The sequence below is a fragment of the Lacinutrix himadriensis genome (genome assembly GCF_001418105.1).
Lineage (GTDB): Bacteria > Bacteroidota > Bacteroidia > Flavobacteriales > Flavobacteriaceae > Oceanihabitans > Oceanihabitans himadriense.
Genome location: NZ_LIQI01000027.1, coordinates 472,215 through 499,120, shown reverse-complemented (window position 1 = coordinate 499,120; position 26,906 = coordinate 472,215). Strand labels below are relative to the sequence as shown.

The 26,906-nt window shown below is 32.3% G+C and carries 19 protein-coding genes; 6 read left to right on the top strand and 13 right to left on the bottom strand.

The window, feature by feature from the left end:
• Positions 1–176 precede the first annotated feature (176 nt).
• The 5 genes from AMD28_RS15340 to AMD28_RS15320 form a co-directional block, all read right to left on the bottom strand.
• A complete protein-coding gene (locus AMD28_RS15340) occupies positions 177–428 on the bottom strand; it encodes a hypothetical protein (protein ID WP_055445001.1) in 252 nt (83 codons plus the stop codon).
• A 197-nt stretch (positions 429–625) separates the two neighbouring features.
• Positions 626–1,279: a YdcF family protein gene (locus tag AMD28_RS15335; RefSeq protein WP_055445000.1), complete on the bottom strand. Its 654-nt coding sequence runs from the start codon at positions 1,277–1,279 to the stop codon at positions 626–628.
• Positions 1,280–1,353: 74 nt separating this feature from the next.
• Positions 1,354–2,544 carry a dipeptidase gene (locus tag AMD28_RS15330; RefSeq protein WP_055444999.1) on the bottom strand — a complete coding sequence of 397 codons (1,191 nt, stop codon included), beginning with the start codon at positions 2,542–2,544 and terminating at the stop codon, positions 1,354–1,356.
• Positions 2,545–2,868: 324 nt separating this feature from the next.
• Positions 2,869–4,329 carry a potassium/proton antiporter gene (locus AMD28_RS15325; protein ID WP_055444998.1) on the bottom strand — a complete coding sequence of 487 codons (1,461 nt, stop codon included), beginning with the start codon at positions 4,327–4,329 and terminating at the stop codon, positions 2,869–2,871.
• Between the two features lie 134 nt (positions 4,330–4,463).
• Positions 4,464–5,264, bottom strand: a complete 801-nt coding sequence (locus AMD28_RS15320; RefSeq protein ID WP_055444997.1) for a DUF1853 family protein — start codon at positions 5,262–5,264, stop codon at positions 4,464–4,466.
• A 237-nt stretch (positions 5,265–5,501) separates the two neighbouring features.
• Here AMD28_RS15320 and AMD28_RS15315 point away from each other — a divergent pair, with 237 nt between their 5' ends.
• Positions 5,502–6,152 (top strand): SDR family oxidoreductase, encoded by a 651-nt coding sequence (locus AMD28_RS15315; RefSeq protein ID WP_055444996.1) that lies wholly within the window; start codon positions 5,502–5,504, stop codon positions 6,150–6,152.
• Here the strand turns inward: AMD28_RS15315 and thrC are convergent, their stop codons facing one another.
• The 3 genes from thrC to thrA all read right to left on the bottom strand — a co-directional run bounded on the left by thrC (position 6,153) and on the right by thrA (position 11,060).
• Positions 6,153–7,448 (bottom strand): threonine synthase, encoded by a 1,296-nt coding sequence (gene thrC / locus AMD28_RS15310; RefSeq protein WP_055444995.1) that lies wholly within the window; start codon positions 7,446–7,448, stop codon positions 6,153–6,155. It abuts the gene before it with no gap.
• Between the two features lie 109 nt (positions 7,449–7,557).
• Positions 7,558–8,478, bottom strand: coding sequence for a homoserine kinase (locus AMD28_RS15305; RefSeq protein ID WP_055444994.1), 921 nt, complete (start codon positions 8,476–8,478; stop codon positions 7,558–7,560).
• Between the two features lie 137 nt (positions 8,479–8,615).
• Positions 8,616–11,060: a bifunctional aspartate kinase/homoserine dehydrogenase I gene (gene thrA / locus AMD28_RS15300; protein WP_055444993.1), complete on the bottom strand. Its 2,445-nt coding sequence runs from the start codon at positions 11,058–11,060 to the stop codon at positions 8,616–8,618.
• A 122-nt stretch (positions 11,061–11,182) separates the two neighbouring features.
• On the opposite strand from thrA, the gene AMD28_RS15295 reads away from it, so the two are divergent.
• On the top strand, positions 11,183–12,742 hold the full coding sequence (locus tag AMD28_RS15295; protein ID WP_055444992.1) for a bifunctional ADP-dependent NAD(P)H-hydrate dehydratase/NAD(P)H-hydrate epimerase: 1,560 nt from the start codon (positions 11,183–11,185) through the stop codon (positions 12,740–12,742).
• Between the two features lie 86 nt (positions 12,743–12,828).
• Here AMD28_RS15295 and AMD28_RS15290 read toward each other — a convergent pair whose 3' ends face one another.
• Positions 12,829–13,878 carry a redoxin family protein gene (locus AMD28_RS15290; RefSeq protein WP_055444991.1) on the bottom strand — a complete coding sequence of 350 codons (1,050 nt, stop codon included), beginning with the start codon at positions 13,876–13,878 and terminating at the stop codon, positions 12,829–12,831.
• A gap of 118 nt (positions 13,879–13,996) precedes the next feature.
• Here AMD28_RS15290 and hutH point away from each other — a divergent pair, with 118 nt between their 5' ends.
• On the top strand, positions 13,997–15,523 hold the full coding sequence (gene hutH, locus AMD28_RS15285) for a histidine ammonia-lyase (RefSeq protein WP_055444990.1): 1,527 nt from the start codon (positions 13,997–13,999) through the stop codon (positions 15,521–15,523).
• Here hutH and AMD28_RS15280 read toward each other — a convergent pair.
• Positions 15,511–15,897, bottom strand: a complete 387-nt coding sequence (locus AMD28_RS15280; RefSeq protein WP_055444989.1) for a hypothetical protein — start codon at positions 15,895–15,897, stop codon at positions 15,511–15,513. The two genes, hutH and AMD28_RS15280, sit on opposite strands and share 13 nt — an antisense overlap.
• Before the next feature lie 85 nt (positions 15,898–15,982).
• Positions 15,983–18,529, bottom strand: a complete 2,547-nt coding sequence (locus AMD28_RS15275) for an ATP-dependent Clp protease ATP-binding subunit (RefSeq protein ID WP_055444988.1) — start codon at positions 18,527–18,529, stop codon at positions 15,983–15,985.
• 262 nt (positions 18,530–18,791) lie between these two features.
• On the opposite strand from AMD28_RS15275, the gene gyrA reads away from it, so the two are divergent.
• Both gyrA and AMD28_RS15265 read left to right on the top strand, forming a co-directional pair.
• On the top strand, positions 18,792–21,344 hold the full coding sequence (gyrA, locus tag AMD28_RS15270) for a DNA gyrase subunit A (protein WP_055444987.1): 2,553 nt from the start codon (positions 18,792–18,794) through the stop codon (positions 21,342–21,344).
• Positions 21,345–21,373: 29 nt separating this feature from the next.
• Positions 21,374–22,618, top strand: a complete 1,245-nt coding sequence (locus AMD28_RS15265) for a tetratricopeptide repeat protein (RefSeq protein WP_055444986.1) — start codon at positions 21,374–21,376, stop codon at positions 22,616–22,618.
• Between the two features lie 82 nt (positions 22,619–22,700).
• Here the strand turns inward: AMD28_RS15265 and AMD28_RS15260 are convergent, their stop codons facing one another.
• Both AMD28_RS15260 and AMD28_RS15255 read right to left on the bottom strand, forming a co-directional pair.
• Complete coding sequence (locus tag AMD28_RS15260; protein WP_055444985.1) at positions 22,701–23,450, bottom strand: C40 family peptidase; 750 nt, start codon at positions 23,448–23,450, stop codon at positions 22,701–22,703.
• Between the two features lie 62 nt (positions 23,451–23,512).
• Positions 23,513–24,691 carry an acetyl-CoA C-acyltransferase gene (locus AMD28_RS15255; protein ID WP_055444984.1) on the bottom strand — a complete coding sequence of 393 codons (1,179 nt, stop codon included), beginning with the start codon at positions 24,689–24,691 and terminating at the stop codon, positions 23,513–23,515.
• Positions 24,692–24,815: 124 nt separating this feature from the next.
• Between AMD28_RS15255 and AMD28_RS15250 the strand changes: the two genes are divergently transcribed.
• Positions 24,816–26,864, top strand: a complete 2,049-nt coding sequence (locus AMD28_RS15250) for an HD family phosphohydrolase (RefSeq protein WP_055444983.1) — start codon at positions 24,816–24,818, stop codon at positions 26,862–26,864.
• The last annotated feature ends 42 nt before the right edge of the window (positions 26,865–26,906 follow it).

The following is a 26,906-nucleotide window of genomic DNA, read 5'->3' as shown; positions in this document are numbered from 1 at the left end:
TGTTTTTATTCGGCTTAATTCCGTTTTCCTTTTTTCCAGCGTTTGAGTAAATTCGGTCAGCGATTTATTCCGCAAACTTTTTCAATTCCGATGGAGTGAGCAATTCCGCAACTTGCTAAATTCCACGTTCAGTTTCCGATTCCGCAAACGAGCTAATAGTCAGACGCTATTTTAAATTACTCTTTTTTATATTTTTTATGCCCTATTTTCTTCTTTTCTAAAATTGCATAAAATTTTCGTGGCGAAATTTTCAAGTCTTTAGTTATATCGCTAACTTTTTTCTTTCCTTTTTTATACAGCTTTAAATTCTCGGTTACATTTTTATCAAAGTAGTGTTTTTCGAGTTTCTCAACTATTTGCAATTCAGTCAAATTTGAGTCATTCGCATATTTTTCAATTTCCGATTTTATGTTCGATAAATTACTCATAAGTCTCGTTTTTAAAGTTCTGCCTCAATGAATGCCAATTCGATGATATGAAATCGTTAGTATGTTTTATATCATCAGTTAGTTTAAATTCGAAGTTCGCTAATTTTTTTGACAAAGTCAAGTTTTATTATTCTACAAAAAGGGATTGATTTCTTGGTGAGATTGCTTCGCACCTCACAATGACAAATTTCTATTTTTTAAGGATCTAATAGACTATCGGATCGCTGCAGTACATCTAGACTAGGTATAAAACTAGTTCTGTAAAGCGATAAAAAACGAAATTTACCAACCTTATAACCTAAAGTCTTTTTACTAGCATTTTGGTAGGTAGAAATAGCCTGGGCTCCAAAATAAAAGTTTTGTCCGAAAGAGGTAATAATTAAAGCTCTATCTAAATCATGTTTGAGCATAAAGCGACCGCAATTACGCATGTTTGTTACCGAAGTTCTTGCATACGGATCTATAGCAATTTGGCTTTCGTTAAGATTAAACTTTGTCATTAAAGCTTGTTTCAATCCGTAGGCTTCATTGTTAGGTGTTTGTGGTGGTCTTACATTTCCTCCAGAAACCATAATGAAAGGCACATTAAATTTACGCATTGCTTTTATTGCGCGTTCTAATCGTTTAAGTTCTTTTTTATTGGTGCCTTCTGGTTTTGTGATATCTCTAGGAGTGAAGCCTGGAACAATAATCATTTGGTATTTTAACTTTTGAATGTGGTCTATATTATTTTGAATTGCAAGACTTACCTCTTTGTTTTCGGTTGTAATATTGATGGCAACATTACCTTCATGTGCGGCATTAGGATTTGCATATGCATATAAATTTGGAGGTATAGGAGTGATTATCATGAGTTGTTTTTTTGCTTCCTAATTTAATAGAATGGTTTGTGGAATTAATTATGCAACTTTTAAACTTGTCCTCATTAGTTATTGGATTCATTTGCTTTTAGAACTCTTAAAAAATTACCTCCAAGAATTTTTACAATATCTTTTTCACTATACCCTTTTTCTACTAATGCCTTTGTTATTAAAGGATAGGTTGTAACATCATCTAATGGAAGTGGAGTAAGATTGATGCCATCAAAGTCCGATCCTAAACCTACATAATCTGCACCTACCAGTTTAACAATATAATCGATATGATCTATCAACGTAGATAATGGTGGTCTTAATAAGTTCGCTTCTGCTGGATATTTTTTGTACATATAATCCATCATATACCATGCATTCATACCACTTTTTACAAGGGAATCTTTTTCTATAGTGTGTTTCTTAAAAAATGCCATATCCTTTTCACCAAAACTAGGGTCAATAAAACCAGGATGAAAATTTACCTGTATGACACCTCCATTTTTAGCAATGGCCTTTATTTGATCGTCCTTTAAATTTCGACGATTAGGCACCAGGCTATACACCGAACTATGTGACGCTATAATTGGTTTGCTCGTGTTTTCTATTACATCCCAAAATGTCTGATCGCCAGCGTGACTCACATCTATTAGCATTCCTAATGCATTCATTTTTTTTACAACTTGAATACCAAAATCGGTTAGACCTTTTGGGCTGAGATTTGGATTGCTTGTTTCATCTGCAGCACTGGTTGCCCAAGAAGGTGCAACGTTATGGGTTAAAGTTAGATATCGAGCACCACGTTTATAGAGTGCTTCTAATTTATTAAGATCATCTTCCATCATATGACCACCTTCTACACCAAACATTGCTGCAATTTTATTTTCATTTACAGCTTTTAAAATGGCATTTGTATTGGCCGCTTTAGTAATCTTATTTGGATTACGCGCTATTACTGCATCTAGACTATCCATTTGCCTATTGGCTAAAGCGTATGCGTTTTCAATAGCTCCGTCGCTATAGACAGAAAATAATTGCACATCCAAACCTCCTTTTTTCCAACGGTTCAAATCGGAATGTGCTTTTCCGGTTAAATCTTGATCCATGATCATTCCTAGATCTACTGTTTTCATTAAGATATCATTGTGGGTGTCTACTAGAATAGCTTCCTTATGGATTTCTTCAAATGTTTTGGTTTCTAATTCTTTATCTGGCTTAGATTTACAAGCGGATAAAACAAGTAATAGAATAATAAAATATCTCATAGTTTTACATTTAGAAGGATGTAATCTTTATTCCAAACGAATTATTACGATTGGCAAGGTTGATGTAAATACAGCAGACAATTTATACTAGGAAATATTTTAATTGTGACAGCGTAATTAACTAGCATCCATTCAATTAAGTTTGAAGTTCGTTATTTTTTTTGATAAAGACAAGTTTTTATTTTTCCGCAAAGCAAATCGCCTTCTAATTCCATTTATATGGAAGAAGTAAAAAAAAGGTCTAACAAGAAGAATTAGACCTTAAACAGGTTTCTTCAAAAAAATATATTGTCTAAGTGTTTTATAAAAGGCTGTTAGCGTTTTTTATTTGGTAAGTGTTTTGTGGACTTCGTCAAAAACTTCAGGTCTGTCTGCTAATACAATTAAGGTGTCATTAACTTCTACTGTAGTTAAGCCGTTTGGAATGATATAACTTTCACCTCTTTTAATCATAGCTATTATTGCATTTTTAGGAAAGCCCAATTCTATAATTTTCTTATCTACCGCAAAGCATTCTTTAGTAATGATAAGTTCTTTCATTTCGGCTTTAGGGTTTTCCGTAAGGAGCAAATCGGTATCTGTAAATTTCTTTTGTGTTTCTGGTAATCCTACACCTAGCCATTTTGCAACGATAGAAAGTGTGGTTCCTTGAATTAAAATAGAAGTAACCGAAATGAAAAATACAATATTAAAAATCATGTGTGCTTTGTCAATTCCCGCCAAAAGGGGATAGGTAGCAAACACAATTGGAACCGCTCCACGTAAACCAACCCACGAAATGTAAAACCTTCTTTTCATTTTCATTTTAAAAAACATAAGACTTATAAATACTCCTATAGGTCTAGCAACAAGGATTAAGAAAATGGAAATAAGTAAGCCGATCCCCATATATGGAATGATTTCAGAAGGGAAAACGAGTAATCCAAGCGTAAGGAATAGCACAATTTGCATTAGCCAAGCTAATCCATCAAACATTTTTAAGATTGTTTTTTTGTGGATTAGGTCTTGGTTTCCTAAATAAACAGCACAGATATAAATGGAGAGAAATCCATTTCCTCCTACAAAATCGGTAGCAGAAAAAGTGATAAACATTAAGGCAATTACTAAAACAGGATAGAGCCCTTCAAAGTCTAGTTTTATTTTGTTGATTATATATTTACTAATAACACCAAAGGCTATTCCTAAAATACCACCAAAAATCATTTGTTGTAAAAACAAAGGAATAATAGATAGAAAACTTTTGTCTTGATTAATAACTAAGGTTAAAAAGGCTAAAGTAAGTACATAAGCCATTGGGTCATTACTTCCGCTTTCTAACTCTAAAGTGGGTCTTAAATTGGTTCTTAACGCAAGACTTTTAGAACGAAGAATGGAAAATACAGCTGCTGCATCTGTAGAAGATACAATGGAACCTAATAATAGACTTTCATAAATGGTAAAATCGGTAACAAAATATACAAAAGTACCAAGAGAAATTGCGGTTAAAAAAACCCCTAATGTGGATAATGCAATTCCTTCTCGAAGAATAGGTTTTACAGCTTTCCAATTGGTGTCGAGTCCTCCAGAAAATAGTATAAAATTTAGCGATACAATACCAATAAATTGCGCAAGTTTAGGATCGTCAAAACGAATCCCTCCAATACCGTCGGATCCTGCTAGCATTCCTATTCCTAAAAACAGTAATAAAGTAGGAACACCAAACTTATAGGAAGTTTTACCTGCAAAAATGCTGATAAGGAGTAATAAAGAGCCAACTAATAGTATATTTTCAATCGTTAAATTCATGCATTTTTCTTTTTTAAATCAAAAAATAAAGATACTGTTAGTTCTCTAAAAATCCATAAAAAAGGAGCACTTAACTTCTGCTAATTTTCGATGTAATTTCAATTTATTGAATAGACGTATAAAACACTATAATTTTACCACCAAACAACAAAGCATTTTGTGGTTTCTCCATTTGGTTTTTTCATCCAACATAACGGTGCTTTTTCTTGATTTAAAAGTGGTTTTAATGCTTCTAAAAAAGAGAGGTAAGATTGCCACAGATTATGTGTTGGAATATCGATTAGCCAATCTCGTTTTTCAGGAATAAAGAAGGTACAATCTTCAAATTGTTGAAGTTCCTTTTGGGACATATAAAAACCTTTAACGCAAGAGGAATTAATAGCTTTAAAAGGAATGTTTTGGTTATGAAAAGGAACAAATAATTGTGCTTTAAAACATACTTGTTGTTGGATTTCTTCTACTTGTACATCTAATTTTTCTAGTACAGGCTTTGTGCAATTATGATAGAGTAGTGGTAATTGCTTTTCTTCTAGCTTGGCTAATTTTTGTACAAGACTATCTTTTCTATTCGGACCAATCCAATGGTCTATTTCGGTAGTTCCGACGGTTGCATCATACAAATAAAACTTATAAACTATTTCTAAATGAATGGGTTTTTCATCCTTTTTAAGAAGACAATCTATTTCACCAATAGTAATTTTATCTTTTTGTATCTGAATATTTTCGACTAAAATAGAAACGGTATCGTCTTGTTTTAATTGCCGACTAACAAAACGTTCTACTAATTTACCAAGTCTTAATTTATGATTTTCGGAAGGGATAAAATTAGTAACGGTATTAGAAAGGTTCCATTGTTGCATTTTTAAATCGGAAGTATTTAACCACAAATTTGGTGTATTAAGAAAACCTAAATATTGTAATGTTATGTCTTTCATCTATATTAAAAATGCTTTTTGAATCTTATTTCTTGTCTAGCAAAAGTATTGAAAAAGAAGTAGATGTTTTGTTGAAATAAAAGAATATGCGTTTCAAATGTAATAGAGATGTAAATAATGCAGAAGTTATATCGAATCGAATTTTACCAAATATAAAAATTTTATTAAAGGATATTAAACTTAAGTTAAAGGAGCTAATTTTCTTGGTTTATGTTCTTTTTATGGATAAGTTAAAGTATGGAAAATATTTTAGTAGCAGGTGCAAATGGCACTACAGGAAAGAAAATAGTTGATTTTTTAAATGAATCTCAATATTTTAACCCGATAGCAATGGTTAGAAAAGAGGAACAACAAGCGTATTTTAAAGCAAAAAATATAGATACGGTTTTAGGGGATTTGGAAGAAGATGTTTCTCATGTATTTAAGGATTCTAAAAGAATAGATAAAGTATTATTTGCTGCTGGTTCTGGTGGTAAGAAAGTAGTTGAAGTAGATCAAGAAGGAGCAAAGCGATTAATAGATGCTTCTAATAAAAACGGAGTAAAAAAGTTTGTGATGCTTAGTTCTATGGGAGCAGACCAACCAGAAAAAGTAGAACAGCTTCAAGACTATTTGAAAGCAAAACATAATGCCGATGTATATCTAAAATCTAGCGGATTAAATTATGCAATTGTTAGACCAGGATCATTAACAAATGGCGAATTAACGAACGCAATAACGCTGGAAGAAAAATTACATACCAGAGGAGAAATAAGTAGAAATGATGTTGCACAAACATTAGTAGAAACACTTAATGACGACGTTGCAAATAATGTCACTTTTGAAATCATAAAAGGCCACACACAAATTGGTGAAGCCTTAAATAAAATGTCTTCTGTTAAAGCGTAATTAGCCTTTTAATAAGAAAGATTTTAAACCTTCGTAGCTGCCAATTTTGGTGGCTACTTTTGTTTTACCCATTACCGCCTGAATTTGTTCTGGTAATTCTTGCTTTTGAGGTATAACTTCTTCTACAACATCTAAAAATTTAGTTGGATGTGCTGTTTCTAAAAATACAGTATGTGCATTCGGGTTTTCCTTTAAATATGCTTTACAACCTAAATAACCAACAGCGCCATGCGGATCTGCAACATAGTTATAATTGTTATAAATTTCTAACATCGCTTCTTTAGTTGCTGCATCAGAAAAACTGTAAGAAGAAAGATTGTCTTTTAAGCTATCGAAGTTGTTTTTATAGATTTCTTGAATACGAATAAAGTTACTTGGGTTACCAACATCCATCGCATTACTGATAGTTTGTACAGATGCTTTCGGGTTGTATTCTTCGGTTTTAAGATAATTGGTAACAACGTTATTTTCATTATTAGAAGCTACAAAATGTTTTATAGGTAAACCTAATTGTTGTGCCATCATTCCTGCGCAAACATTTCCGAAGTTTCCACTAGGTACCGAAAAAACAATGTCTTTATGTGTTTTATGCAATTGCTTATAGGCAAACATAAAGTAGAATAATTGCGGCAACCAACGGGCAACATTAATCGAATTTGCTGAAGTTAACTGCATTTTACTAGTTAGTTCTTCATCTAAAAAAGCACGTTTTACCATGTCTTGACAATCGTCGAAAACACCATCCACTTCTAAAGCTCTTATGTTTTGTCCAAGGGTTGTAAGTTGCATTTCTTGTATATCACTTACTTTTCCGGAAGGATATAAAATGACTACATTCACACCTTTAACACCTAAAAAACCGTTTGCAACAGCACCTCCAGTATCTCCAGAAGTGGCTACTAAAACAGTTACTTCGTTCGTGTTATCTTGGTTGAAATAACCTAGACATCTAGCCATAAATCGTGCGCCAACATCTTTAAAAGCCATGGTTGGGCCATGAAATAATTCTAAAGTAGAAATATGATCGTTTAATTGTACTACAGGAAAATCAAAAGAAAGTGTTTCTTCCACTATTGTTTTTAAAACGTCCTCCGGAATTTCTGGAGATACAAATTGCTTTATTGCTGTAAATGCTATTTCAGAATTGGATAAGTTATCTATATTATCAAAAAAAGACTTTGGTAAAGGGGTAATGCTTTCTGGAAAATATAATCCTCTATCTGGAGCTAATCCTTTTATAACTGCATCTTTAAAAGATGTGTTTGGTGCTTTATGGTTTAGACTATAATAGTTCATTTGTTTATTATTTATAATGTCATTGCAACTTTGCAATGTTTTAATTTATTGTCAGTCTGAGCTTGTCGAAGACTAATCTTGTTTTATTCGTTTTCTTTTATCCTTCCGTCTAAAGTATTCTTATTCCTTCTGCATTAATTTTAGAAGTGAATGTATAAAATTCAATTCCTGTTGTACCATATACTTCTTGTATTGCTTTTTCTACTTTTTTCGCAGTTTCTATGCCTTCCGATAAGGAAAAAATAGAAGGTCCGGAACCAGAAATTCCACAACCTAAAGCGCCATTATTAATAGCAGCTTCTTTAACTTCATCATAATGCGGAATGAGTTTACTTCTATAAGGTTCTACAATAACATCTTGTAAAGAATCTCCTAATAAATTATAGTCGTTGGTATGTAAAGCATGTACCAAACTACCAACATTAGACCATTGTGTAATGGCATCTTGCATGGGTACGTTTTTAGGTAAAATACTTCTAGCTTCAGAAGTTTTAACTTCTATTTGCGGATGAATTAAAGTCGCATATAAGTTAGATGGCGTAGGTAATTCTAGTATTTGTAAAGGTTGATTACTCTTTACTAAAGTAAAACCACCAAAAATTCCAGGAGCAATATTATCTGCATGTTCGCTACCACTTGCAACCGCTTCACCTTTCATGGCAAAGTTAGAAAGTTGTGTTTTATTATATGGATTTCCTAATAATTCATTAATAGCAAAAACAGCTCCAGAAGCACTAGCAGAACTACTACCAATACCACTTCCAGGTTTGATTTTTTTGTAGATTTCTATTTCAAATCCGCAATCTGGATTGGCATCATTATATATCGCTAATGCAGCAACTCCTGCAACATTTTTTTTAGTTTCTAATGGTAAATCAAAACCTTCAATTTTGGTTATTTTGATTCCTTTTTCTACCGTTTTTTTTATAATCATTTCATCGCCAACGGTATCTAAGCAAAAGCCTAGTACATCAAATCCGCAAGAAACGTTTGCTACTGTTGCAGGTGAAAATATTTTTATTTGATTCATTAAAAAAACATTATTTTTTCATTTCCGCGAAAGCGGAAATCTTTTAATTGATACCAACCAGGTTTTTAAAACCTTCCAGGAAAGCATTTATTTTACGTTTGCGTAAGCACTGTTTACTGCTACTGAACACAGTTCACTTATTTATTAGCAATTTGAATAATATCTGCAAATAGACCAGAGGCAGTAACATCTGCTCCAGCTCCAGCACCTTTAACGATTAAAGGTTGTTCTGGATAGCGTTCTGTATAAAACATTACAATATTATCTTTTCCTTCTAAGTTATAAAAAGGATGGCCTTCTGGAATTTCCTTTAAACCAACTTTTGCTTTTCCATTTTTAAATTCTGCAACATATTTTAACTGACAGTCATTCGCTTTCGCGGAAGCATATAGTTTTTGAAAATGTGCTTCGTCTTTTATTAGTGTTTCGTAAAAATCGTCAACAGATCCGCTTTCTAAGTTTTCTTTGGTTAAAAAGGAATCGTTTTTAATATCTTCAATTTCCATTTCTCCGCCATTCTCACGAGCAAGAATTAATATTTTTCTGGCTACATCAATTCCGCTTAAATCGATTCTAGGATCTGGTTCTGTATAGCCTTCAAATTGCGCTTGCTTTACCGTGTCATGAAAGTTTCTTTTGTCGCTAAAATTATTAAAGACAAAATTTAAACTTCCAGATAAAACCGCTTGAATACTGGTTACTTTATCTCCCGAAGCTACTAGGTTTTTTAAGGTATTGATTATTGGTAATCCTGCACCAACATTTGTCTCATATAAAAAAGGAGCATTATATTTAAGAGATAAATCTTGAAGGTTTTTATAGCTTTCATAGGTGCTAGAACATGCAATTTTATTACATGCAACTACCGCAATACTATTTTTTAAATAGTCGGCATAAAGTTTAGAAACCGCTTCGTTTGCAGTTATATCCACAAAAATACTGTTACGTAAATTAAGTGCAATTACTTTGTTTAAAAAACCTTGTAAACTAGAAGTTTCTGCATGATGAAACTGCGAAGTCCAATTGTTTAAATCGATACCTTTTTCGTTAAAGATCATTTTTTTGGAATTTGCCATTCCAACAATTCTTACATCAATTTTAAGATTCTTTTTTAAATACGTACGTTGTTGTAGTATTTGATCAATTAACTTTTCGCCAACATTACCAACACCGGTAATAAACACATTTAGTTGTTTTGTGTTTTCTTCAAAAAAGCGTTCATGTAATGTGTTTAATGCTTTTTTTACATCTTTATCTGCAATTACAGCAGAGATGTTTTTTTCGGAAGCACCTTGCGCGATTGCTCTAATATTGATATTATTTTTACCAAGTGTACTAAACATTTTTCCGCTAATACCTTGATGATTTTTCATATTGTCTCCAACAAGAGCGATAATAGATAAATCTTTTTCGACAATTAAGGGTTCAATTTTATGCAGTGAAATTTCGTTTTCAAAAGCTGCGTCAATAGTTTCTTTTGCAAGATCTGCATCTTTAGTATCGATACCTAAACATATAGAATGTTCTGAGGATGCTTGTGTACTTAATATGATGTTTATTTTTTCTTGTGATAGTGTTTCAAATAAACGTTTAGAAAAACCAGGAATACCAATCATTCCACTTCCTTCCAGGGTTAGTAAAGCAATATTACTAATATGGCTTATTCCTTTAATTGGCGATTTTCCAGTAGATGCTGCTTTAGAAATAACAGTACCAGTTTCTTCTGGTTTTAAGGTATTTTTAATATGAATTGGAATGTCTAAGTTTAAAACAGGCTGCACCGTTGGAGGATATAAAACTTTTGCACCAAAATGGGATAATTCCATAGCTTCTTGATATGAAATTTGATCAATTGGAAACGCTTGTTTTACCAACTTTGGATTTGCAGTATACATACCACTAACGTCTGTCCAGATTTCTAACTGTTTTACTTGTAAAGCGGCAGCAATTATAGCTGCTGTAAAGTCGGAACCACCACGACCAAGTGTTGTGATTTCTCCTAATTTGGATTTAGAAACAAAACCAGGAAGTATGGTTATTTTCTGATTTGCTTTATTAAAATAATCTTTAATGTTTTTGTTTGTTGTTTCGTATTCTACTTCCGCTTTTGTGAAATTAGAATTGGTAACCACTAACTCTTGACTATTTTTTAATTCGGCATTAATACTTCTACTTTTTAAAGTTTCGGCAATAATAAAAGAAGATAATAACTCCCCAAAACTCACCAATTTATCGGATGTTTTAGGGGATAATTCGTTAATTAAATAAATACCATCTAATAGGCTTTTTAAATCTTCTAGCGTTTTTTCAGCTTGACTTAAAACCGCTTTGTTTTGCTTCGGAATTAATTCAGAAATAATACTGAAATGTGCTTTTTGAATCGCTTCAAATTCCTTAGTATATGCTTGATCTTTATTATTAGCTAATGCTCCAGCTTTTAATAACTTATCGGTAATACCACCAACCGCAGAAACTACACATATTATTGAGTCATTTTTAGAATAGTCTTCTAAAATGCTAATTACTTTGTTTATGTTTTTTGAACTTCCTACAGAGGTTCCTCCAAATTTTAGTACTTTCATTAGGTTTTACTTCGTTATATAAGTTTTAATATACGTATCAAAAGTATTACATTTACTTCTAAAAAAATATTAAAACGCTATTTTTGAGGAATTAGTAAAATAAGCAATAGATAATTAGTAATATGAAAATATTTTCGAAAGAGCAAATCTACGAAGGAGACAAATTAACGGCTGAAAAACAAAAGATTACATCTACAGATCTTATGGAACGTGCAGCTACCCAAATATTTAATTGGATGCACATGCGTATGCAAGGTGCACAAGTGCCAATTCATGTTTTTTGTGGTATAGGAAATAATGGAGGTGATGGTTTAGTTTTGGCTAGGCATTTAATTACGCATGGATATAATGTGAAAATGTATGTTATTAATTATAGCGATACACGATCTAAAGATTTTTTAATTAATTACGACAGAATTAAAAATGTTAGTAAAATTTGGCCTTTATTAATGACAGATGCAGAAGAACTGCCTGTTATTAATCCGGACGATATTATAGTAGATGCTATTTTTGGAATTGGTTTAAACAGACCAGTTGTAGATTGGGTTAAAGCATTATTTCAGCATCTTAGAGCATCCAAGGCATTTACTTTGTCTATCGATTTACCTTCTGGTATGTATCCAGATCAAGTGCCAGAAAAGGAAGATGATGTGGTTTGGTCTCATTATACCTTGAGTTTTCAAACTCCGAAATTAATTTTCTTTTTACCAGAAACAGAAAAGTATACGGTGCAATGGGAAGTTTTAGATATTGGAATCGATCCAGAATATATGCATACTACAAATACAGCGTATGAGCTAATTGGAAAAAACGAAATGCTTCCTATATATAAGCCACGTAAAAAATATTCTAATAAAGGTACGTATGGTCATGCGCTTATAATAGGTGGAAGCTATGGAAAAATAGGATCGGTTACTTTAGCAAGTAGAGCTGCATTATCTTCTGGAGCTGGTTTAGTAACTGCGTATATTCCAAAATGTGGTTACATTCCTTTACAAGCTTCCTTTCCCGAAGCCATGGTAATTACAGATACCAATGAAGAAATACTTACCAATATAAAGTTCGATATAGAACCTAGCGTAATTGCTTTTGGAGTTGGAGTGGGAACAGCAACTAAAACCATTTCTGCTTTTGAAAACTTTTTGAAAACCAATAAAGCCCCTTTAGTAATTGATGCGGACGGCATAAATATTCTTTCAAAAAAGAAAGCATTATTAAAGTTGTTACCAGAACAAACTATTTTAACACCACATCCTAAGGAGTTGGAACGTTTGGTTGGAAAATGGAAAGATGATTTTGATAAGTTAAAGAAGACAAAAGCCTTATCTAAAAAGTACAATCTAATTATTGTAATTAAAGGAGCGAATACTATAACTATCTTTCAAGATAAAGGATATGTAAATACAACAGGAAACCCCGGATTAGCAACAGCAGGAACAGGAGATGTGCTTACTGGTATTATTACAGGATTAGTTGCACAGGGTTACGAACCGTTGACTGCAACACTTTTCGGAGTTTATTTACACGGAAAATCTGCAGATATCGCTATTGAAGATTTAGGATACCAAAGCTTAATTGCTAGCCATGTGATTGAAACTTTAGGCGAAGCATATATTGATTTATTTAAGCAACCAGAAGCTCCAAAAGTAGAAGAAGAAGGTGAAGAACCTCAAGAGAAATAGGAGTTAAATAAGTAAAAACAGAAATAAAAAAAAGCCACTCTAAAGAATGACTTAACTATGTTATTTATAATGTGGCTTTTTTTATATTATAAACTTAAAGAAGTAAATAATCTATCAAATTTAGGACTAGAAGGTCTTGGTGCATCTGCATCTACAACAACCCCATTAGGATCTATTAAAATAAATCTAGGAATACTATTTACTTTATAAGCAGCAATGAAATCTGATTTCCAGTTTTTATCTGAAAACAATTGAATACCACCCATTTCTTTTTCTGCAATCATTTTTTTCCAACCTTCTTTTGAAGCTTCAAAAGATCTGTCTTTATACCCTCTTCCTTCATCCACAGAAATACTTACAAAGGCAACTTTTTTGTCTTCATATTTTTTCTCTGCTATTTTTAATGCAGGAAGTTCTGCTAAACATGGTCCGCACCAAGTTGCCCAGATATCTATATACACATAGTTTCCTTTTAAATCTGCTAAAGAAGTAGTTCCTCCTTTTACGTTTTCATAATTATCAAAACTAGCAGAAGGTTGTCCAATATAGCTAGCAAATTGTGCTGCTCTAGCTTTTGCTCTATCTTTACTTTCAGTAAAATAACCTAGCATTTTCTTTTCAAATCCATTTACTTCCTCTTTTTCGGTAGCATAAAAGGCTGCATCGATATCTTTATTTTCTTCTAAAAAAGCAATCTGTTTTGTGTTTATTTCAGAAATATTCTTTTTAAAATCTACTTCTTCAAAATCAAAAAGACTAGGAGGGAAAAGTGTTTCTTCTAATAATGCTTTTTTAGCTAAATAGTTATTTGTTTTATCTCCAGTTCCAGTATAGCTAATGGTTTCATCAAACATTTTAGTGTCTAATGTCATATGAAGATCATATCCATTTTGTAAGTAGACATTAGAACTTTCTCCGCCATCATAAAAATTATATATTCCTGTTGTTACTTTTAACGTATCGCTAAAGGTACCATCTTGGTTTACCTTAATTGTTTTAGAATAGGTTTGGGTTCTTAAAACAACAGAGTCACTATTTTTATCTGTAATAGTTCCAGAAAAGGTTACATAGTCTTTAGCTTCTTCTTTACAAGCAACAATGCTTAATGCACATAATGCAATTAGTACTTTTTTCATTTATTTGTATTTAGGTTTCTTCAAAAATAGGAATAATAATTAATTCACGTATTTAATTATTAACAATAGTTGCATAACTTGATTTGAATTATCATTTTTGAAAGACTTAAAAAATAACATGAGCACATTTCATTATATATCTTCCGAAAAATTAGACATTGTAACTATTTACAATATTTTTAAAGACAATAAAAAATTAAAATTGTCTGAAGAATCTTCTAAAAAAATAGTTGCGTGTAAAAAATATTTAGACAAAAAATTAAGCGAGGCAGAAAAGCCTTTTTATGGAATTAATACTGGTTTTGGGTCTTTATATAATGTAGAGATTTCTAAAAATGATTTAACCCAATTACAGGAAAACTTGGTAATGTCTCACGCTTGTGGAACCGGAGAACGTGTTCCAGAAAGTGTGGTTAAAGTGATGTTGCTTTTAAAAATCCAGTCTTTAAGTTACGGTCATTCTGGTGTGCAGTTAGAAACGGTAAACCGTTTGATTGATTTTTTTAATAACGATGTTTTTCCGTTTGTTTTTACACAAGGATCTTTAGGTGCTTCTGGTGATTTAGCTCCTTTGGCTCATTTGGCTTTACCTTTATTAGGAAAGGGAAAAGTGGTCCATGACAATAAAGAAGTGGATGCAAATACCATTCTTGAAAAATTTGGTTGGGAGCCTATAAAATTAGAAGCAAAAGAAGGATTAGCACTTTTAAACGGAACGCAATTTATGAGTTCTTACGGAGTGTATCTTTTATTAATGTCACACAAAACATCCTATTTAGCAGATGTTATTGCTAGTATTTCATTAGATGCTTTTGATGGACGAATAGAACCATTTCATGATTTAGTACATCAAGTTCGTCCGCATCCTGGACAATTAAAAGTGGCACGACGTTTTAATGAGTTTTTAAAAGGAAGTGAAATTATAGTAAGAGAAAAGCAACATGTACAAGATCCATATTCTTTTCGTTGTATTCCGCAAGTGCATGGAGCAACAAAGGATACTTTAGATTTTGTGGAGCGCGTTATTTTGACCGAAATTAATTCGGTTACCGATAACCCTAATATATTTCCGGAGGAAGATTTAATTATTTCTGGTGGAAATTTTCACGGTCAACCATTGGCGTTAGCATTAGATTATTTAAAAATAGCTATGGCTGAAATTGGTAATATTTCGGAAAGACGTGTCTTTCAATTGGTATCCGGATTAAGAGGATTACCAGCATTTTTAGTAGACAATCCAGGTTTAAATTCTGGTTTTATGATTCCGCAATACACAGCAGCAAGTATTGTTAGTGCAAATAAACAGTTGGCAACTCCTGCGAGTGTAGATAGTATTGTTTCTAGTAACGGACAAGAAGATCATGTGAGTATGGGAGCAAATGCAGCAACACAAGCATACCGATTAATTAGAAATGTAGAACGTGTAATTGCTATTGAATTGATGAATGCAAGTCAAGCATTAGCGTTTAGAAATCCGTTAAAAACGTCACCTTTTTTAGAATCCTTTTTAGAATTATATAGAAAAGAAGTTTCTTTTGTGGAAAAAGATCGCGTATTACATGATGATATTACTGCATCTATCCAGTTTTTAGAAGATGTAGATATTGAGATAGAGGAGTTGTTTCTGAATAATTATGGGGTTTGATTTTTGTTATATTTTAACACTAAATCTTCAGACCATGTAATGGCTTCTGGAAGCGTATCAAAATGAAGAAATGGTTTTTTGAAAAATAATTTTTCAATATCCGAATTACTAAATGCTAAGTTATTTTTAGAAACAATAGCAAAACCTATTAGGTTAAATATTTTTGCAGTTTCAGTATAAGTAGCTGGATCTACCGCATAAGAGTTTATTCTATTGGTTATATAAACAAATGGTTTGGAGTGAAAATAAGTGGTTACAATATCGAATAAAATATCGTTTAAATCAGGAGTAACCGTAATACCTTCTTTCATAACAGCAATAATATAATTGTCATGTATAAAAATTTCGCCAAAGAAGTATTCTAGCTTTATCATTTACTAAAGTTAGGTTAATAAGATGTTTAATCAAAAAAAAGACCGTTAATTATTTAACGGTCTTTTTTGTTAGATTGAAATTTTGTTATGATTCGGCTGGCTTTTCAGCTTTTTCAATTACAATTTTCAATTCATTACTTTCTTTATCTAAATCCATCATTATTTTATCACCTTCTACTAATTGTGAATTAATAATTTCTTCCGCTAAAGTGTCTTCTACATACTTTTGAATAGCACGTTTTAAAGGTCTTGCTCCATATTGTTTATCGAACCCTTTATCTGCAATATAATCTTTGGCAGCTTTGCTTAATTTTAAAGTATAGCCAAGGTCTTTTATTCTTACAAGCAGTTTTTCTAATTCAATATCAATAATTTTATTAATGTCTTCTTTTTCTAAAGCATTAAATACAACTACATCATCAATTCTATTTAAAAACTCTGGAGCAAATGCTTTTTTAAGAGCGTTTTCAATAACGCTTCTTGCATTAGCATCTTCTTGAGATTTTTGAGAAGCAGTCCCAAAACCAACTCCAGTTCCAAAATCTTTCAATTTTCTAGAACCAATATTAGAAGTCATGATGATAATTGAATTTCTAAAATCAATTTTTCTACCAAGACTATCTGTTAGGTATCCGTCGTCGAGTACCTGTAGCATCATGTTAAAAACATCTGGATGCGCTTTTTCGATTTCATCTAATAAAATTACCGAGTACGGTTTGCGTCTTACTTTTTCGGTAAGTTGTCCGCCTTCTTCATAACCTACGTATCCTGGAGGTGCTCCAACAAGTCTCGATATGGCAAATTTTTCCATGTATTCACTCATGTCGATTCTAATTAAAGAATCTTCAGAATCAAATAATTCTCTAGCCAAAACTTTTGCTAATTGTGTTTTACCAACACCTGTTTGTCCTAAAAATATAAACGAACCAATTGGCTTATTCGGATCTTTAAGTCCAGCACGATTACGTTGAATTGCTTTAACAACCTTTGCAACCGCTTCGTCTTGACCAATTACTTTCCCTTTTATAAGTTGTGGTAATTCTGCAAGCTTATTGCTTTCTTTTTGCGCAATCCTGTTTACAGGAATTCCTGTCATCATAGAAACTACATCTGCAACGTTATCTTCGCTAACAATTTCACGATGTAATTTGGTGTCTTCTTCCCATTTTTCTTGAGCAATAGCAAGGTCTTTTTCGATACGTTTTTCGTCATCACGAAGCTTTGCAGCTTCTTCGTATTTTTGCTTTTTAACTACTGAAGATTTTGTTTTCTTTACTTCTTCTAGTTGTTTTTCTAACTCTAGAATTTGTTTAGGTACTTCTATATTTGTTATGTGAACACGAGATCCAGCTTCATCCAAAGCATCAATTGCTTTGTCTGGTAAAAAGCGTTCTGTCATGTATCTATTGGTAAGCTTTACACAAGCAGCAATCGCTTCGTCTGTATATTCTACGTTGTGATGTTCTTCGTATTTACTTTTAATATTGTTAAGAATTTCAATCGTTTCTTCTACCGTTGTAGGCTCCACAATTACTTTTTGAAAACGACGTTCTAAAGCGCCATCTTTTTCAATGTATTGTCTGTATTCATCTAAAGTGGTTGCACCAACACATTGTATTTCTCCTCTTGCTAAAGCAGGTTTAAACATGTTGGAAGCATCTAAGCTTCCAGTTGCTCCACCAGCTCCAACAATGGTATGAATTTCGTCAATAAAAAGAATAATATCATCATTCTTTTCTAGCTCATTCATTACCGCTTTCATGCGTTCTTCAAACTGTCCTCTGTATTTTGTTCCAGCAACCAAGCTAGCCAAATCCAAAGTAACTACACGTTTGTTAAAAAGAATACGAGACACTTTTTTGCTTACAATTCTGTTAGCTAATCCTTCTGCGATTGCAGATTTACCAACTCCAGGTTCTCCAATAAGTAATGGGTTATTCTTTTTTCTACGACTTAAAATCTGTGAAACTCTTTCAATTTCTTTTTCTCTACCAACAACAGGATCTAGTTTTCCTTCTTCTGCCATAGCTGTTAAATCGCGACCAAAGTTATCTAAAACTGGAGTTTTAGATTTCTTGTTAGCTTTTCCGCCAGTAGGAGGCGTATTAAAAATATCTTTTGAAGCATCTTCCGAAGAAGTGTCATCATCCGGAAATTCTGCTTTTGGTTCTATATAATTATCATCGTTTGTAATCATAAATTTAAATTGTTCTTTAACGTTATCATAATCCACTTTCAACTTATTTAAAAGTTTAGTAGTAGGATCGTTTTCATTTCTAAGAATGCACAATAATAAATGTGCGGTGTTAATCGACGTACTTTGAAATAATTTAGCCTCTAAAAAAGTGGTTTTTAAAGCACGTTCTGCTTGTCTAGTAAGATGTAGGTTTTTCTTTTCGTTAGAAGCCACTGCAACATTTGGATTTGCAGGACTTAAAATTTCAACTTTACGCCTTAAATGATTTAAGTCAATATCTAAAGCGTTTAATATGTTTATAGCTTTGCCATTTCCATCTCTTAATAAGCCAAGCATTAAGTGCTCAGTACCAATAAAATCATGGCCTAAGCGTAATGCTTCCTCTTTACTAAATGCAATTACATCTTTTACTCTTGGTGAAAAATTATCATCCATAAATTGTTACTTTCTTCATTAAAAATACTAAAATCCTATTACTAAAATCAAAAACTGTACCTTAAATTATAGGATATATGCTAATAGACGAAAAAAAGTTTATAAAATCAAAATAATTAACAGCATACTTATTAACTAATAAAGTATCTAAAATTGTTAATAAAAAGTCTCAAAAAAAACATTTGAAAGGCTTACTATGACTAATGGAAGTATTATATTAGCGTGTTTTGAAAATAACAGAATAATTTAATATTTTATATATATGGCAGAAGGAGAAAAACTCATTCCTATTAACATTGAAGATGAAATGAAATCGGCTTACATTGACTATTCAATGTCAGTCATTGTGTCACGTGCTTTACCAGACGTAAGAGATGGTTTAAAGCCAGTACATAGACGTGTACTTTATGGTATGCACGAACTAGGTGTTCGAGCTACAGGTGCACACAAGAAATCTGCAAGAATAGTTGGTGAGGTTTTAGGAAAGTATCATCCGCATGGAGATACTTCGGTATATGATGCAATGGTACGTATGGCTCAAGAATGGAGTTTACGTTACATGCTAGTAGATGGTCAAGGTAACTTTGGTTCTGTAGATGGGGATAGTCCGGCAGCAATGCGTTATACAGAAGCACGTATGCGTAAAATATCTGAGGACATGTTGGCAGATATTGACAAAGAAACTGTAGATCATAAATTAAATTTTGATGATACTTTAGAAGAACCAACCGTTTTACCAACGCGTATTCCAGGACTTTTAGTCAATGGTGCTTCAGGTATTGCAGTAGGTATGGCAACGAATATGCCACCACACAACTTAACTGAAGTTGTAGATGGTATCATGGCTTATATTGATAATAAAGACATCGAAATTGATGAGTTAATGCAACACATTAAAGCGCCAGATTTTCCTACAGGAGGAACTATTTATGGTTATGATGGTGTTAAAGAAGCTTTTCATACAGGAAGAGGACGTATTGTTATGCGTGCTAAAGCGAATATTGAAGAAGTTCAAGGTAGAGAATGTGTAATTGTAACTGAAATTCCTTATCAAGTGAATAAGGCAGATATGATTAAGAAGACTGCCGATCTTGTTAACGAGAAAAAATTAGAAGGAATCTCTACCATTAGAGATGAATCGGATAGAAACGGAATGCGAATTGTATACGTTTTAAAACGCGATGCCATTCCAAACATTGTACTTAACAAATTATTTAAGTACACCGCATTACAATCTTCTTTTAGTGTAAATAATATTGCACTAGTAAATGGAAGACCTCAAATGTTAAACTTAAAAGAGTTAATTCATTATTTTGTAGAGCATAGACATGAAGTAGTGGTAAGAAGAACTACTTATGAGTTACGCAAAGCGGAAGAAAGAGCACATATATTAGAAGGTTTAATTATTGCATCGGATAATATCGATGAAGTAATTGCAATTATTCGTGCATCTTCTAATGCAGATGAGGCAAGAGCTAAATTAATTGAACGTTTTCAACTTTCAGAAATACAAGCAAAAGCAATTGTTGAAATGCGTCTACGTCAATTAACAGGACTAGAGCAAGACAAGCTAAGAGCAGAGTATGACGAAATAATGAAAACAATTATCGACTTAAAAGATATCCTAGACAAAAAAGAACGTCGTATGGAAATCATTAAAGAAGAGTTAGCAGTTGTTAAAGATAAATATGGTGATGACCGTCGTTCTGTAATTGAATATGCAGGAGGAGATTTAAGTATTGAAGATATGATTCCTGATGCGAAGGTAGTTATTACTATTTCGCATGCTGGTTATATTAAACGTACATCACTTAGCGAATATAAAACACAAAATAGAGGGGGTGTTGGTCAAAAAGCATCCACTACAAGAAATGAAGATTTCTTAGAACATTTATTTGTGGGTACCAATCACCAATACATGTTATTCTTTACTCAAAAAGGAAAATGTTTCTGGATGCGTGTTTATGAAATACCAGAAGGAAGTAAAACGTCTAAAGGTAGAGCAATTCAAAACCTTATAAATATCGAGCAAGATGATAAGGTAATGGCATTTATTTGTACACAAGATTTAAAAGACGAAGAATACATAAATAGTAATTATGTAATCATGGCTACTAAAAAAGGACAAGTTAAAAAGACTTCTTTAGAGCAATATTCTCGTCCGAGAACAAATGGTATTAATGCAATTACTATTAAAGATGGGGATGAGTTACTAGAAGCGAAACTTACAACAGGGGAAAGTCAAGTAATGTTAGCGTTAAAATCTGGTAAAGCAATTCGTTTTGAAGAAGCGAAAACAAGACCAATGGGAAGAAATGCTTCTGGTGTTCGTGGTATTCGTTTGCAAGACGAAAAAACAGACGAAGTTATTGGTATGATTGCCGTAGATGATATGGAAAGTAATATTCTTGTGGTTTCAGAAAATGGATATGGGAAACGTTCTAGTTTAGAAGACTATAGAATTACCAATCGTGGTGGAAAAGGTGTAAAAACTATTTCAATTACAGAAAAAACAGGTAACTTAGTAGCAATCAAGAATGTAACAGATACAGATGATCTAATGATTATTAATAAATCGGGTATTGCTATTAGAATGGCAGTAAAAGATTTAAGAGTAATGGGTAGAGCGACACAAGGAGTAAAACTTATTAATTTAAAAGGAAAAGACTCTATTGCAGCAGTAGCAAAAGTAATGCAAGATGAAGATGAAGTAGAATTGGATGAAGATGGAAATGTAATTATTCCGGAAGCTACCGAAACTATTGGTGATGATGAAGATGGCACAACTATTGATATTAGTGAAGAAGAAGAATAAACAATACAATTAATTAAACAAACTTAAAAATGAAAAAACAAGTAATTATAGCTTTAGCACTATCTATCAGTGCGTTTTCTTTTGGACAGAAAAAAGAGCTTAAAACTGCTGAGAAAGCAATCAAAAATAATGATTTCTCTGTAGCAAAATCTATTTTAGATCAAGCCGAATCTATGCTTTCTGGTATGGATGATAAATCTAAAGACAAGTTTTATTACCTAAAAGGTAAAGCGCTTTATGCTAATGGAACAGGAAGTGATGCAGATTTAGACTTGGCAATTGAGAATTTTGACAAAGTAAATAATGCTTATAAAGTAGAAATAGGAGATGTAAAACAAGATTTAATCAATACACTTTTAACAAACTCTAATAGCCAGTATACTTCTGGTAAATATTTAGATGCTGTAAAAGGATTTGAAAAACTGTACAAACTTATTCCTACAGATACTACCTATTTATATTATGCTGCTTCTAGCGCGATTACAGGAAAAGATTTTGATTCTGCTGTAAAAAACTATGAGACATTATTAAACTTAGGATATACAGGAATCACAAAACAATATGTTGCAACTAATGTAGAAACTGGAGAAGTTGAAGTGTTTTCAGAAACACAAAGAGATTTGTATGTTAAATCTGGAGCTTATATTAAGCCTGCAGAAAAAGTTTCGGAATCTAAAAGAGGAGAAATAGTAAAAAATCTTGCTTTTATTTACTTAAACAATGGAGAATCTGAAAAAGCATTAACTGCTGTTAAAGCTGCAAGAGAAATGGATCCTACAGATTCAGATTTAATTTTATCTGAAGCTAATTTGCATTACAAAAATGGAGATAAGGTGAAGTACAAAGCATTAATTGAAGAAGCAATTCAGTTAGATCCAAATAACACCGATTTAATATTTAATTTAGGAGTTGTTGCTGCAGATAATGGAGAAATGGATAAAGCAAAAGAATACTATACGAAAGTGATTTCTTTAGACCCAGAAAATGTAAATGCACAAACCAATATGGCGGCATTAATATTAGGTGAAGAAAATGCATTAATTGAAGAGATGAATGGTTTAGGTACGTCTAACGCAGATAATTTACGTTACGATGAATTAAAAGCAAAACGTACAGGTCTTTATAATAATGCTGTACCTTATTTAGAAGCTGTTTTAAAAGTACAACCTAAAAATACGGAAGTAGCTAAAACACTATTAAATATTTATGGTGCGATTGGTGATACAACAAAAGAAAAATCAATTAAAGCTTTAATTGATTCTTTAGCGAATTAAGTTTAAGTTTTTAAAGTAATAAAAAATGCCACTTCATTGAAGTGGCATTTTTTATACAGTAATTTCAAAAGTTAAAAAGATATTATATAATCTTTTTAATTACTCTCAATTTATGGGTATGCATTCTTTTATCTGCATTGTATATTCCAGAATGATCTAATCGGTCAATTCTTACTTTACCATGTGCATGAATAATATAATTATCTTCCATGATAATACCAACATGTATAATTACGCCCTCGCTATTATCAAAAAATGCTAAATCACCAGGTTCGCTTTCTTCAATAAAACTTAAAGCTTCTCCTTGGGATGCTTGTTGTGACGCATCGCGTAATAATTTATAACCATTAAGTTTATACACCATTTGTGTAAAACCCGAACAATCTATTCCTAAAGGTGTTTTTCCTCCCCAAAGATATGGTGCATTTAAAAACGAAAAAGCTGTTTTTATTATATGTTCTTTGGCGTTAATACCAGTAGTTGTTGTACCATCAAATGTATGTTCTAAAAGTTGTAATCCGTTTAAAGAAGCTCCCAATGTAACCGGATATAACTGTTGGTTTTTATCCTCTATAAATTCAATTAAATCATTAGAAAGAATAGGGGTTTCTTGATGAAGAACGTGGTATTGTTCTTCGGTTATTTCAACATACTGTTTATTATCAATCCAGCCTTCATAACTATCAAATGCTAACCGAATTTTGCTCCAAGATTTGCGCTGCTCCAAAACCTTAAAATAATCGCCATACAAAACTTGCGAAACGAGTTCGGTTTTGTCTGATGGCTCAAATCTTAAAGGAACAATGCTTAAGTTACAAATTCCGTACTGCATTAATTAGAATTGAATTTAGATTAAATTTAGGGTAATTGTTTTTTTTAATAGTATCTACTTATTTAAGCACGTTCTATAACAATTGCAGAAGCACCACCACCACCATTACAAATAGTTGCAGCACCAATTTTAGCATTGTTTTGTTCTAAAACATTTAATAGTGTTATAATAATTCTAACTCCAGAACATCCTAAAGGGTGTCCTAAAGAAACCGCTCCACCATTTACGTTTACATTACTATCGTTTAATCCTAAAATTTTCATATTGGCTAAACCAACAATAGAAAATGCTTCGTTAAACTCAAAATAATCTACATCACTTAAAGCTATTCCAGCTTTATCTAAAGCTTTAGGTAATGCTTTAGAAGGAGTAGTTGTAAATTTATTAGGTTCTTGTGCAGCATCTGCATAACTTTTTATAATTGCTAAAGGTTTTAAACCTAAAGCGTCTGCTTTTTCTCTACTCATTAAAACCATTGCGCCAGCTCCATCATTTATGGTAGAAGCATTTGCAGCAGTTACGGTTCCGTCTTTAGTAAAGGCAGGACGTAAAGCAGGAATTTTATCCATTTTTACATTGGTAAATTCTTCGTCTTTATTTACAATTACTGGTTCACCACGTCTTTGAGGTACTTCTACAGGAACAACTTCATTATCAAATTTTCCAGCTTCCCAAGCAGCAGCAGAACGTGTATAAGATTGTATAGCGTACGCATCTTGATCTTCTCTAGAAAAACCATATTCTGTTGCACAAGCATCTGCACAAACTCCCATTGCATTTTGGTCGTAAGCATCTACTAATCCGTCACGTTGCATACCATCTTCCATTTTTGCAGGACCAAACTTTGTAGCCGTTCTTGCATGAAAATAATGCGGTATTAAACTCATGTTTTCCATTCCTCCAGCAACTACAATTTCTGCATCTCCTAAAGCAATAGCTTGCGCAGCTTGCATAACCGTTTTCATACCAGAAGCACAAACTTTATTAATCGTAGTACAAGGTACAGTATTAGGAATACCAGCATAAATAGCCGCTTGTCTTGCTGGTGCTTGACCTGTTCCAGCTTGAACAACATTTCCCATTAAAACTTCATCCACCATTTCTGGTTTCAAATTTATTTTATCTAAAGCTCCTTTAATTGCAATTGCTCCTAATCTAGGTGCAGGAATTGTAGATAATGCGCCTAAAAAACTACCAATTGGTGTTCTTGCTGCAGATACTATAACTACTTCTTTACTCATAATAATGTGCTTTTAATTTTAATTGTTGCGAAATTAATCATTTTTTGGCATAAATTAATACGATTAACATTTTATAAGTATTTAAAAAGTATATTTTATTACATTTGAAAATAGTATTATCCCTATGAAAGACGTTATAAACAATTTATATAAAAATCATGCATTAATTTACAAGGTGCTACTTTTTATAAGTGCCACAGTATTGATCGTGTATTTGTTTCCGAAACAAGGAAAGTTTAAATACAATTTTGAACAAGGTAAACCTTGGCAATCTGAAAACTTGTATGCTCCTTTTGATTTTGCAATTAAGAAGACTTCCGAAGAAATAAATCAAGAAAAACGGCTCTTAGAAAAGCAGGCTAGCTTGTATTTTAACATTGATGATGCGGTAGAAGACAAGGTAAGAATACATTATAAAGAAGAATTTCATGAAATTTTTCCAGATTCTCTTTCCGATGTAAAACGAAATACCTTGTTTGAAACAGGAGCGTTTGTGCTTGATAAGCTATATGATAATGGTGTTTTAAATGAAAATTATACGTTTTCCGAAGATAAAAAAAGTGTCATTCTTAATGGGCAAACAACTATTAAACAAACGCAATTTTCTAATCTAGTACAGCAAAAAGACTTAACTTCTATAGTGAATAATGTATTGGTTTCTAATGCGCAAGAGGTTTTTCAAACGCAATTTCTTGCCTTGTTTTTTGATATTGTAGAACCAAATCTCACCTATAATAAATCGTTAACCGATGGCGCTTTATTGGAAGATTTAAATAGAATAGCCTACACCAGAGGAAGTATAAAAAAAGAGACCTTAATTATTTCTAAAGGAGAAGTGGTGGAAGGAGAGAAATACCAAACTTTAGAATCTTTAAAAAACGAATACAAGTCGCAAGTATGGACCGCGTCCAATTATAACTGGGTTATTTTTGCCTATACCTTATTAGTGTCATTAGCATTATTGATGCTACTGCTTTTTTTAAGAAAATATAGATTAGACGTTTTTAATAATAATACCAAAGTAACTTTTATATTCTTTAATGTTATTTTAATGGTATTGCTAACTACTTTGGTGATTAGTTATAATTCGAAGTATTTATATGTAGTGCCCATTTGTATTCTTCCTTTAGTTTTAAAAGCTTTTTTTGATGCAAGACTAGGTTTGTTTACACACGTAATAACGGTTGTGTTATTAGGTTTGATTGTTCCGAATAGTTACGAGTATATGTTCCTGCAAATTATAGCCGGAATTGTAACCATTCTTACGGTTTCCGAATTATATAAACGTGCGAACTTATTTATTTCAGTCGGACAAATAACACTTATTTATATCATTGCCTATTTTGCTTTTTTTGTAATCCATGAAGGAAGTGTAGATGCAATCCATTGGGAAACTTTTGGTTTATTCGTTTTATGTGGATTAGCAACGCTATTTGTGCAACCACTTATCTATGCGTATGAAAAATTATTCGGATTAGTTTCTGATGTATCGCTATTGGAATTATCAGACACCAATTCGAAGCTTTTAAAAGAATTATCTAACAAGGCACCAGGAACATTTCATCATTCTTTAAACGTAGCAAATTTAGCGGAAGCTGCAGCGAATGAAATAGGAGCAAATGCGATGTTAATTAGAGTAGGAGCATTGTATCATGATATTGGTAAAATGAAGAATCCAACCTTCTTTACAGAAAACCAATCTACAGGAATTAATCCACATGATGAATTATCTTCAAATGAAAGTGCGAATATTATTATAGATCATGTTTTAGATGGAATTGAGATTGCAAGGAAAAATAACCTTCCAGATCGTGTAATAGACTTTATTAGGACGCATCATGGAACCAGTTTAGTATATTACTTCTATAAAAAAGAAAAAGCGATTAACGAAGATTTAAACATAGAAGACTTTATGTACCCTGGTCCTAAGCCATTTAGTAAAGAAACGGCAATATTAATGATGTGTGATAGTGTAGAGGCGGCTTCTAAAAGTTTAAAGGAACCTACTTCTACAAAGATTGATAAATTTGTAGAAAACATTATAAATAAGCAAATGGAAGGGGGGCAATTCCTAAATGCGAATATTACTTTTAAAGAAATTCAATCGATAAAAAAAGTGCTAAAACACAAGCTTGCAAACATTTATCATCTACGGATAGAATATCCCGAATAATTTTTTAAAAAAAGTAAAAAAAATGCTTGTGTTGTTTAAGAT

Excerpts from the sequence above, each read along its gene's own strand:
- AMD28_RS15265 (WP_055444986.1), top strand. The coding sequence starts at position 21,374 with ATGAAAAAACAAGTAATTATAGCTTTAGCACTATCTATCAGTGCGTTT.
- hutH (WP_055444990.1), top strand. The coding sequence starts at position 13,997 with ATGAGCACATTTCATTATATATCTTCCGAAAAATTAGACATTGTAACT.
- thrA (WP_055444993.1), bottom strand. The coding sequence starts at position 11,060 with ATGAAAGTACTAAAATTTGGAGGAACCTCTGTAGGAAGTTCAAAAAAC.
- AMD28_RS15275 (WP_055444988.1), bottom strand. The coding sequence starts at position 18,529 with ATGGATGATAATTTTTCACCAAGAGTAAAAGATGTAATTGCATTTAGT.
- AMD28_RS15250 (WP_055444983.1), top strand. The coding sequence starts at position 24,816 with ATGAAAGACGTTATAAACAATTTATATAAAAATCATGCATTAATTTAC.
- AMD28_RS15330 (WP_055444999.1), bottom strand. The coding sequence starts at position 2,544 with ATGAGATATTTTATTATTCTATTACTTGTTTTATCCGCTTGTAAATCT.
- AMD28_RS15280 (WP_055444989.1), bottom strand. The coding sequence starts at position 15,897 with ATGATAAAGCTAGAATACTTCTTTGGCGAAATTTTTATACATGACAAT.
- AMD28_RS15315 (WP_055444996.1), top strand. The coding sequence starts at position 5,502 with ATGGAAAATATTTTAGTAGCAGGTGCAAATGGCACTACAGGAAAGAAA.
- AMD28_RS15335 (WP_055445000.1), bottom strand. The coding sequence starts at position 1,279 with ATGATAATCACTCCTATACCTCCAAATTTATATGCATATGCAAATCCT.
- gyrA (WP_055444987.1), top strand. The coding sequence starts at position 18,792 with ATGGCAGAAGGAGAAAAACTCATTCCTATTAACATTGAAGATGAAATG.
- AMD28_RS15320 (WP_055444997.1), bottom strand. The coding sequence starts at position 5,264 with ATGAAAGACATAACATTACAATATTTAGGTTTTCTTAATACACCAAAT.
- AMD28_RS15325 (WP_055444998.1), bottom strand. The coding sequence starts at position 4,329 with ATGAATTTAACGATTGAAAATATACTATTAGTTGGCTCTTTATTACTC.
- AMD28_RS15305 (WP_055444994.1), bottom strand. The coding sequence starts at position 8,478 with ATGAATCAAATAAAAATATTTTCACCTGCAACAGTAGCAAACGTTTCT.
- AMD28_RS15260 (WP_055444985.1), bottom strand. The coding sequence starts at position 23,450 with ATGCAGTACGGAATTTGTAACTTAAGCATTGTTCCTTTAAGATTTGAG.
- AMD28_RS15295 (WP_055444992.1), top strand. The coding sequence starts at position 11,183 with ATGAAAATATTTTCGAAAGAGCAAATCTACGAAGGAGACAAATTAACG.
- thrC (WP_055444995.1), bottom strand. The coding sequence starts at position 7,448 with ATGAACTATTATAGTCTAAACCATAAAGCACCAAACACATCTTTTAAA.
- AMD28_RS15340 (WP_055445001.1), bottom strand. The coding sequence starts at position 428 with ATGAGTAATTTATCGAACATAAAATCGGAAATTGAAAAATATGCGAAT.
- AMD28_RS15255 (WP_055444984.1), bottom strand. The coding sequence starts at position 24,691 with ATGAGTAAAGAAGTAGTTATAGTATCTGCAGCAAGAACACCAATTGGT.
- AMD28_RS15290 (WP_055444991.1), bottom strand. The coding sequence starts at position 13,878 with ATGAAAAAAGTACTAATTGCATTATGTGCATTAAGCATTGTTGCTTGT.